The 10,196-nt window shown below is 55.1% G+C and carries 8 protein-coding genes; 1 reads left to right on the forward strand and 7 read right to left on the reverse strand.

The window, feature by feature from the left end; translation table 11 throughout:
* From B9Y55_RS02210 to B9Y55_RS02240, 7 genes are all read right to left on the reverse strand, one after another.
* On the reverse strand, positions 1-293 hold a 293-nt coding region (locus B9Y55_RS02210; RefSeq protein ID WP_234986098.1), incomplete at its 3' end, for a DUF6444 domain-containing protein.
* A gap of 231 nt (positions 294-524) precedes the next feature.
* Complete coding sequence (locus B9Y55_RS02215; RefSeq protein WP_085543728.1) at positions 525-2,243, reverse strand: coiled-coil domain-containing protein; 1,719 nt, start codon at positions 2,241-2,243, stop codon at positions 525-527.
* Between the two features lie 123 nt (positions 2,244-2,366).
* The gene (gene nagZ, locus B9Y55_RS02220; protein ID WP_085543729.1) at positions 2,367-3,965 is read right to left on the reverse strand and encodes a beta-N-acetylhexosaminidase; all 1,599 of its coding nucleotides are present in this window, start codon (positions 3,963-3,965) and stop codon (positions 2,367-2,369) included.
* Positions 3,962-4,489: a DUF6691 family protein gene (locus B9Y55_RS02225; RefSeq protein ID WP_085543730.1), complete on the reverse strand. Its 528-nt coding sequence runs from the start codon at positions 4,487-4,489 to the stop codon at positions 3,962-3,964. The genes nagZ and B9Y55_RS02225 overlap by 4 nt, the downstream gene beginning before the upstream one ends.
* A 4-nt stretch (positions 4,490-4,493) precedes the next feature.
* Positions 4,494-5,015: a YeeE/YedE thiosulfate transporter family protein gene (locus tag B9Y55_RS02230; RefSeq protein WP_085543731.1), complete on the reverse strand. Its 522-nt coding sequence runs from the start codon at positions 5,013-5,015 to the stop codon at positions 4,494-4,496.
* A 17-nt stretch (positions 5,016-5,032) separates the two neighbouring features.
* Complete coding sequence (locus B9Y55_RS02235) at positions 5,033-7,147, reverse strand: HD-GYP domain-containing protein (protein WP_085543732.1); 2,115 nt, start codon at positions 7,145-7,147, stop codon at positions 5,033-5,035.
* On the reverse strand, positions 7,144-8,202 hold the full coding sequence (locus B9Y55_RS02240; protein WP_159448198.1) for a type 1 periplasmic-binding domain-containing protein: 1,059 nt from the start codon (positions 8,200-8,202) through the stop codon (positions 7,144-7,146). Before B9Y55_RS02240 ends, B9Y55_RS02235 begins: the two co-directional genes overlap by 4 nt.
* Positions 8,203-8,287: 85 nt before the next feature.
* Here B9Y55_RS02240 and B9Y55_RS02245 point away from each other — a divergent pair, with 85 nt between their 5' ends.
* Positions 8,288-10,183 (forward strand): S9 family peptidase, encoded by a 1,896-nt coding sequence (locus tag B9Y55_RS02245; RefSeq protein ID WP_234986099.1) that lies wholly within the window; start codon positions 8,288-8,290, stop codon positions 10,181-10,183.
* The last annotated feature ends 13 nt before the right edge of the window (positions 10,184-10,196 follow it).

A 10,196-nucleotide genomic window follows, 5' to 3' on the forward strand; every position in this document is an offset into this window, starting at 1 on the left:
AGATGCTCTACGATTTTATCCGGTTCATGGGGAAGCTGAAGGCCACTTCCTTTATGGCCCTTCTGAGCCCCTTTACTCTTGTCGCTTTTCTTCCGGGAGCTGGTCGGCTTGGGCTTTTTATAGCCGTCGCTGGAAGGAGGCTTAGAGCTGGTCTGGCTGTTTTGTTTCAGGATGGCTTCGAGTTCTGCCATACGGGCTTCCAGTCTCTCAAGAGTCTCGCTTAGGGTCTTAATTATCGCCTTGAGCATCTGGGTGTCCTCGAAGAGCTCTTCATAGGTGGGCTTCTGAAACATGAATAGGACTCCTTTCAGATTTATTCTGATGCCATGATAGCACGTTGCAAGAGACTAAGAAACTGCTGGTTTAGGAGCTAAATTCGCAGGGGACTGAATAGTTACAATAAAGCAAATATGCCTAGAGCTCTCGATGGTCAAATTCTCTTCCTGACTTGGGGGTGCGAATAGTTACAAAAAAAGGACCCCGAAAAGGGGTCCTTTTTACGCAAAGATCTCGACTTGCCTTCTCTAGCTTGCGGGCTTCGCCTCCGCAGGGGCAGCAGGAGCCTGGTTCTCGAGGATCATGAGCTTGTCCTCAAGGGCTTTCTGACGCTCCTCGTGAGCTCTGATGCTGGCGATAGCCTCGTTGAGCTCGGCCTGCTTCATCTCGAGAGCCTGCTTCAGAGCCTCGACCTCTTCTACGTTTTTCTCCGAGAGACCCTCGAAGTTCTTGAGCTTCTCTACAAGCTCCTCTACCTTGGCTTTCGCCTCGGTGAGGGCTGCTTCTTTCTCCTCCATGGACTTCTCGAAGTCCGCCTTCATGGACTCGGAGGAGGCTTTAAGCTCCTCAAGCTCTTTCTGGACGGTCTCGAAAAGGCCGGATTTCTCGGAGAGATCCTTCGCCTTGGCGGTAGAATCTTCCTTGACGGCATTGAGCTCCTCGGTCACAGAGGAAAGGGCCTCGGACTTTTCGTTGAGTGAGGCCTCAAGCTCTGCCACTTTAGCCTCAAGGGCCTTGACCTGCTCGTCTCTTTCGGCAAGGGTCGCCTGGACGGACTCGATCTCAGCGCCTTTAGCGTTGAGGGCCTCTTTGGCCTTCTCTATCTCTTCCCTGAGGGAACCCTGGGTCTTGGAGATCTCCAGCTTAAGGTCGGAGGCCTCTTTCTCGCTTACCGCAAGGTCCGCTTTGGTCTGGGAGAGGTCGAGAGACTGGTCTTTGTACTTTCTCTCAAGCTCGGCGACCTTGGTCTCAAGGGCGAGAAGGTCTCTTCTGGAGCTCTCAAGGTCGGCGGTAAGAGCGGCGTTATCCTTCTCCTTCTTCAGCAGGTCAGCCCTGGTCTTCTCGAGGGAATCCCTGGTGATAGCCAGGGTATCCCTGGTGATGCTCAGGCTATCCTGGGTGAGCTGAAGGGTGCTCTTGACGGGACCGACGGCCTCTTCCATAACCGCAGCCGCTGCGACCATAGGTACGGAGGGAAGTGAAATAGCCCCACCTTCGCCGAGCAGGCTCTCGTAGACCCTGAGATCTCTGGCGTATTTCCTGAGCTCCGCCTTACGATCCGCCACGGTCTGACGGATGTACTCGTCGTGCCTGGCTATGACCATACGGTCGTCGCTGGCTTTCTCGTCGAAGGCCTTGAGGTCTTCCTCAAAGGTCGTAAGAGATCCCTGGATACCCTCTATGGCGACACCGGCTCCTTTGATGGCCTCGTCCATAGCGGTAACTTTGTCCGCAAGGGTGGCTTTAACGGCCTCAAGCTCTTTCTTGAGCTCCTGTACCGCAGCGGCCTGTTTGGCTCCCTCATCGGCAACCGAGCCTATACGGCTGTCCATTAAGGTCCAGACGACGTTGAAAAGGATCAGAAGCACGAGACCGACTATGGCGTACTTTCTCCAGTTTTTGGTCAGCTCTTCCTTCATGTCCTCCACGAACTTGTTGCCCTCTCCGCCGTCAGAACCACCGTTAGATCCGGAGTTACCCGTCTTGGGGCCTTTGTCCTTCTTATCTCCGTCTTGGTTAAATAGCTGAAGGCCGTTGAACCAGTTGGTGATGGAAGCCAATGGGGACTCGTCCTCCGGGGTGGCGCACTTCTTCTCCTTGGTGCAGGACTGGGCTGAATCGGCATCCCACACGTCCTCCTGAAATGCACCGCTGGACATGTCCTTAGGGGCACCGCCCTCCTGGACCTTCCCGGTCTGAATGTTCTTCTTTTCCTCGTCGAGACTATTGCGTTTGTTTTTACTCACCGAGAATTCTCCTCCTTCCGTTATTCACAAATGATCTTAGAGTAACACCTATTACAGCTTACCACCATCCCGTCGATTTTACCATTTCAGAGGGATTCGTGGGAGACAATTATGCGTTTTGGATCAAAAACCGTCCAGTTTCGATCCGAAAGGGAAAAGACCGGGTATCTCCACCGGCAACTTACCGAAAAACTCGCCTTTTGTAAGGCCACTGGACAGTGCCCTCAAGGTCTCAGGCCGATCGCCGTAACAGGCGATAACCGTTCCAGCGTCGGGATAGGCCACTACATCGTAGGGGGTTTTCATGGAGAGGAGGACCACTTTATCCCCTAAAGAGGCCAAAAGAGGCACCGCCGAACGGTACTTCAGGATGTCGTAAGTCCCGACTAAAACCCTATCGAAAGAAGCCCCTTTCTCCACAAGGTCTTCATGACCGTTTTCGTCAAAAGGTTGCAGCGAGACCTTTACACCAGATTCTCTGAGGAAACTCGCCAGGATCTCCCCTTTGGCGATTGAGACCTCAGGCCAAAGAAGCAACACCGAGCTATCGCCGATAGGCAGGGAGCCATCGCTTTTTATCAAGGTGACGCTATTAACGGCGATCTCCCTCATCAGGTCCGAGCCGTCTATCCACAGGGGACGTCCACTTTCACCGTAAAGCCCTATGGAGTTTTTCCACTTCACGATACGGTCTATGGCCCTATCCAGCACCGCCTCATCGAGCTCGCCGGAGGCCACAGCCTGAACGATACGATCGTGGACCTCTCCGTGTCTCTCCGGCGGAAAGGCGGGATCGGCACCGAGGAGTATCATGTCCACCCCTGCTTTGAGAGCCATAACCGTCGCCTCAGGGACACCCCACCGATCGGAGATAGCCTTCATCCCCATCGAGTCGGAGAGGATCACCCCGTCAAACCCCATCTCCTCCCGCAACAGTGACACCATAGCAGGGGATAGTGTGGCAGGAAGATCACCTGTCAGCTCAGGGACCACCACGTGAGCGGTCATAATAGCGGGAACCCCCGCTTCAATAGCCGCCTTGAAGGGAACGAGTTCAAGAGCCCTCAGAGAGTCCAGCGATCTGTCCAGAACGGGGAGGTCAAGGTGTGAGTCCATGTCCACGTCGCCGTGGCCCGGGAAGTGTTTAGCGGAACAGCCCAGACCGGACTCCATAAAACCCTCTATCATGGCGACGCCCATAGACGACACCAGATCGACATTATCCCCGAAGGAACGGACCCCTATGACCGGATTGTAGGGGTTGCTGTTTACGTCCACCACCGGGGCATAATCGACGTCGACACCGAGGCTTTTCATCTGGGTGCCTATGACGTAGCCCTGACGTCTGGCGAGGGATATATCCCCGGTAGCTCCTAAGGCCATGAGGCCGGGAAAATCGGAATCATCGGTCCTTATCCTGGCGACCAACCCTCCTTCCTGGTCGAGAGCCACCATTATCGGCTCGTCCAGAGGGCATCTCTTTCTAAGATCGGAGATAAGCTCTTTGACCTGAGAGGGGTTTTCGACGTTCCACCTATAGAGGATAACCCCTCCTGGCTGTATTGACTTAAGACGATCGAGGGTAGGACCGTCAAGAACAGGACCTCTGAAAGCCAGTGCCAGCACCTGTCCCGCCTTTGCCCGGACCGTCATAGACCAGGCCACCTCGCCCCAGAAAAGGGGCAGGAGTAGGACCAGGACGAGAAGTCTGACCACGATCATAGGTCGTTTCTGTCGAATATGACCGACAGACCTCCAGCTAAGGCGAGAAAGCCCGCCACCCACAGCCAGGGGCTGGTATCGGTGTAGGAGGGCAAGGTTATCTTTCCCAGGTCCCCCCAGGAAAAGATCGATAGTTTGGTAAAGGGGTAAAGCTCGGCGAACAGAATAGCTCCGACCACCATACCGGCTATTCCCGCTAAAGCGTCCACCCTTCCCTCTCCCAGGGCCCCTACCGCCGTCCCTGGACAGTATCCCAGCATGGCCCAACCTAGGCCGAAAATCACGCCGCCGACCAGGTTAGTCCCAAGGACCGTCGACTTTATCGATAAAGAGATAAGCCCCATCTGGCTCAGAAGCTGTATCCCCACCATGCCGGTACAGACCGCGGACATCATGAACTTTACTATGGTCATATCCTCCATCAGAAGGGCGCCTAGCTGACGGTCGTACCTAAGGACCTCCGATCTCTGCATCAGAAAACCGAAGATCAGCCCCGTCGCCAGGGCCATAATCGACTCAAACATACCGTCAGCTCCTTCCGTATATTATCCTGGCCATAACTACGCCTCCGACAAAGAAGGCGACCAAAGAGACTACCCCACTGACCGAAAGCTGCATCAGGCCGCTGAGGCCGTGGCCCGAGGGACATCCGTCGGCCATTCTCGCCCCAAAGGCGGCCAGTATACCGCCAAGAAAGGCGACCACCAGACGAGGCCACTGTCTCGCACCGAACTTTTCCCTCCAAAGCTCGGGGACACCGTCGATAAAGAAGGTCCCGTTCATCGTGGACGACAGAAGGGCACCTAGGAAAATGCCGACGAGAAAAAGAAACTGCCAGTCCGCTTTAAAGGAATATTTCGCGAAATACTCCAGTGTCAGAGCGCGCTCCGGGGCGACAACCCCGTAAACCGCCGCCCCCATCCTGGCGAAGGTCGTGGAAGCCCCAAAAAACTTTCCCGTCAAAAACACCGAAACAACCGAAAGCACCCCTGTAATCGCCCCTGCCAAGTAGGGGTTAAGTGCCCTTTGGCCTTTTTCAAAAGAATACATCTTCTCCTTAAACCTCCTTATACTGATTGTCGATCCACCTGATGATTGTCGGCGATTGAGACATGGATATCCCTGAAAAAGTCGCCGTTTACCCTAAAGATATCGAGCACCTCAGGGTCAAAATGCCCTGGCATAACCCGACCGTCTCCCTTTAGAATTATCCTGCTGGCCTCCTCGTGGGAGAAGGCGGGCTTGTAGCTTCTCTCCTCCCTCAGAGCATCGTAAACATCGCATAGAGAGACTATTCTCCCTTCGAGGGGAATGGCCTCCCCTGAAAGACCTTCGGGATAACCGGACCCATCCCATCTTTCGTGATGGTAGCGGCAGATATTTCTGGCCATCTCGAGCCAGGCAGAATCCCCTAGCATATCGGCACCGTAGGGAGCGTGCCTCTTCATCTCCCTGAACTCATCCTCCGTCAGAGCACCCGGTTTCGTAAGGATATCCCTGCTCACCCTGACCTTTCCCAAGTCGTGCAACTGGGCGTATACCCTTATGTCCTCCACGTAGGCTTCGTCCCTGCCGAGCTCCCTGGCGATAAAAGCGGCGTATTCTCCCACCCTGGCGATATGTCCTCCGGTCTCCTCGTGGTATATCTCCGTAAAAGCCTGCATCCTGAGGGCAAAATAATGGAAAGAGGACCTGACCTCCGTCAGGAGTTCGTTGGCGTGCAAGAGGCCACCTAAGGTGAGGGCGAACCTCCGAAGGACCTCGCTGACCCTTTCCTGGGAGTATTCCCCACAGCCCTCCATAACCACGTAGCCCGCCACTTTATCCATAAAATGAACGGGAACTATGAGGGTTCGGCTTTCGTCACAGATTTTTTTGTCCCTGAAGGACAGCTTATCGAGGGAAAGGGATCTAGACCTATTTCCCGCCTCGCCCCAGATATAGGGAACCCCTCTGTTCAGAGCCACTAGGGCGGAAAAGCTGCACCGGAAGGTCTTTTTGAGGTTTTCCGCCATGTTTGAAGCCATTCCCTGAAGGGTCCTTCCATCGGTAACTCCCTGGGCTAGGCAGAGGATGTTCTCCAGCTGGCCCATGGCGAGCTCAAGGTCCGCGTTTGTCATCCTGAGGCTATCCTCCATGGCCTTGGTCTCTTCCAGATAGGCCATAAGGGTCTCTTCCTTGTCGCTCAAGGTCCGAAGGAGTATGCCGAAAGCGTCCCTCAGATCCCCTTCCTCGGTGAAAGAGGGCTCCAGCGCTCCCATCTGATGGTCAAAGTCGACCAGGTACTCGGACATCTCAAGGGAGTTATCGCAGAGGTTTACCCTCTCCGATGCTCCAAAGAGAAACTGGACCCATCGGCTGAAAGAGCTGGAGACCCTCTCGTAACCTCTCCAGAATATGACCAAAAACAGGCCTGAGCCTACCAGGATAAGCAACGCCACCGACAGAGCCTGCACGGCGGAGACCTGGAAAAGCACGGACTCAGGATACACAGAGACGAGGAACAGCCCTCCGACCAACATCCTGGAAAAGGCGCGGGCCCTACCTATGGACAGGTCTAAATTCTGGCTTCTCTCCGCCAACAGCGCTCTAGGTAGCACCGACCCTATAGGGACCGGCAGGTCGGGACTCCAACTATACAGGACCTGGCCAGCGCTGGATACTAAAGCCATAGCGGTGTCCTCTTTCGCCCTTATCCTTATGGAGCTGAGCAGTCGATAGCTATCTATCTCGCATATGAGCCATCCCGATGGAATAGGGACGGATATTATAAGCCCTGGGGACGATACGTCCCCGAAAAGGGACGACGGAATCCACTTCCCCGATAACATCTCACTTGGGATAACCATTCCTCCCTGGACGTAGGGCAGGTTGCTCCATCGTATTGTACCTTTTCTGTCGGACAGCAGAAGCCCCCGGATCTCGGGAAAGGACATCATGAACTGCTCCGCCTCCATGCTGATACCCGTAAAACCCCAGAACTGAACGGCCTTTTGATAGCCTCTCAGCTTATCGTCCAGAAACAAAGACAGATAATCAAACTGATCGACCACAGCTGAATCGTAGTTTTGAACCGCTACCACCCATGTCCTCCAGAAAGCCAGAGACGATCCGGCGACGACGAGGGCGGCCATGACCGCTATCAGGTGGCGACCGTAGCTCTTTAAGGACCGAATCTTCATGGCTCCACCTCCGATACCGTTCCATCCTTGAGACGAAAGAACTTCAGGTTCGCAGAGGCATCGCCGAAGCGATCTACGTTGAATTTCCACCCAGGGGCCAGAACCTCCCTCGGACGGGAGAGAGCGGACCTCAGAGCCTCTCCTCTGGCCTTAGGGTTCTCCTCCAGGACATCGGTGAGATAGGCCATGGCGGCAGCACCGTGTCGGGCGAACAGGCCAAGGTCAAGGTCTCGTTCTGCCACCAAAAACGTCGTGAAAGGGTCGTCCGGTATCTCCGATGGATCGTAGGTCGAGGAAAAGAAAAAGTAGCCCCCTGGAACAGCCAGCAAGGTTTTAAAGTCGGATCCCTGAGACCACCTCGCCAACACCACCGGGACAGGGGGCCAGTGAAGAAGGATATCCTGGATAATCCAATAGGTTCTGGAGGGCTCGGCCACGACCAAAATGGCGTCGCCGGAGAGGTCGTTAGCCCCTCCTGGGTAGCTTGAGATACCACCAACTCTGACAGAAGAGTTCTCCTCCATGTCGTTTACGAGCTGGTTTACGTAGGCGTCGTTGTAGGGAGATCTGTACACCGCCACCTTGGAGGCACCTATAGCGCTTAAAAATCTCCCTATCTGAACCCCTTCCCCCTGGCTATCCTCCACCACCCTGAAAAACCAGTCCTCTTTACCGGAGAAAGTCGAAGAGGACGCAGCAGGAGACAGAACAGGGATCCGAAGCCTCTCCGCTACAGGGACGGCGAAGGCCGCCTCAAGGGAGAGGGGAAACCCCACCACCGCGGCGACCCCCTTGGAGGCCAGGAACTCCAGGGCCTCGTTGGGATCGTCCCTGTAGGTGGCTATCTCCAGTTTTAGACGGAGAGGCCGTTTTTGATCGTTATACCAGGTGACGTAAGACTGTATCACCGATAACATAGCTCCCTCCGACGCCGACAGCGCCGCCCTGTCGTTGATCGCGACGCCGACGGTGACCGTAGGAACTCGAAAGGCGATAATCGCGACGACGACTACCGTCAGAACCGCTAGAGCTGCAAAAATAGCTCGTTTTATCACAGGCCGCCTCCCTCCTATCCCGTCCATGGCCTATAATGGCCAGGAGAGATTACAATCAACCATACCATATAAGGAGGATACCACATTGAAAGCCACTCTTGCCATTGCCATCGCATCGACGGCGGTAATAATGTTAGCGTCTCCACTATTCGCCGAGGTAAAACCCCCTAAATTGCCTCTGGAGGACTTCTTTCGACTGCCCACGAAGACCGCCTACAGGATTTCGCCGAACGGAACTCACTACGCCTTTCTCCAACCCTGGAACGATCGGCTCAACATCCACGTCGCAAAGATAGGGGAGGAGGCCAAGAGGATAACCTCCTCCACCGAGAGGGACATTCGGGCCTACGCCTGGGTAAACGACGACGCACTTGTCTACCTTCAGGATAAAGGGGGAGACGAGAACTATCACGTCTACGTCCTGATGAAAGACGGATCGGACGTTAAAGACCTCACCCCTTTCGAGGGAGTAAGGGCGGGTATCCTCGACGACCTTGAGGACGACGACGATCACATCCTGGTCGAGATGAACCGCCGCAACCCCCAGATTTTCGACGTCTACAAGGTAAACATACACACCGGAGAGATGGAGATGGTGGCGGAAAACCCCGGAACCATCGGTGGCTGGATGACCGACCACGACGGCAATATAAGGATAGCCTACGCCATGGAGGGGCTAAAGAGAACCATCCTTTACCGGGATAACCAGGACGACGAGTTTCACCCCATCTTCTCCACCGACTTCACCGACTCGGTTATACCGGTGGGTTTCAGCGGAGACAACCGAGATCTCTACGTTCTGTCCAACCTGGACAGAAACACCAAAGCGCTCTACCTTTTCGATCCCCAGGAAAAGGCCTTCGGAGAGATGCTCTACGACAGAGACGACGTGGACCTCTCGGGGATAATGTGGTCCAGGGAGAGAAAGAAACTACTAGGAGCCACCTACTACACCGAGAAAAATCAACGTCACTTCTTCGACGACCGGACGAAAGAGCTGTTCTCCAGACTGGAATCCCGCTTCCCGGGCTATTCGGTGGGCATTTCCAGCATGAGCAGAGACGAGAGAAAGATGATCGTCTCCGTCGCCAGCGACAGGATGCCCGGCAAACTCTACTATCACGACCTAGACCAGCCGGAGGAGTTCAGGCTGGTGGCGGACCTCTACCCCTGGATCGACGAAAGTTACATGGCCGAGATGAAGCCCATAAGCTACGTCACCGACGACGGCCTGACCATCCACGGATACCTGACACTACCGGTGGGAGTCCCGGCAAAGGATCTGCCGGTAGTGGTGAACCCCCACGGAGGGCCGGAGGTTCGGGACACCTGGGGCTACAGCCCGGAGGTCCAGTTTTTAGCCAACCGAGGGGTGGCGGTGCTTCAGGTCAACTACCGCATCTCCACAGGCTACGGCAAAGACTTCTGGATGGCGGGCTTCAAACAGTGGGGCAGAAAACATCAGGACGACATAACCGACGGAGTAAAGTGGCTCATAGAACAGGGCATAGGAGACCCAGACAGGATAGCCATCTACGGGGCATCCTACGGTGGCTACGCTACGTTGATGGGGCTGATACGGACACCGGATCTCTACGCCTGCGGCATAGATTACGTCGGAGTGGCAAACCTGTTCACCTTGCTTGAGTCGATCCCTCCCTACTGGGAGCTGGCAAGACAGAAGATGTACGAGACCATCGGCCACCCCGAGAGGGACGCAGAGCTGTTTAAGGAGATATCGCCGGTGTTTCACGCCGACAAGATAGTCGCCCCCCTTTTCATAGCCCAGGGAGCCAACGATCCCAGGGTCAAAAAAGCGGAGTCGGACCAGATGGTGGAGGCCATGAGGGCCAGAGGGATCGAGGTCCAGTACATGGTCAAAGACGACGAGGGACACGGATTCCGCAATCAGGAAAATCGGTTCGATTTCTACCGAGCCATGGAAAGTTTCCTGACGGAACACCTAAAGCTGAAAAACTGATCCCGTGGAGTTC

The sequence above is a fragment of the Dethiosulfovibrio salsuginis genome (genome assembly GCF_900177735.1).
Lineage (GTDB): Bacteria > Synergistota > Synergistia > Synergistales > Dethiosulfovibrionaceae > Dethiosulfovibrio > Dethiosulfovibrio salsuginis.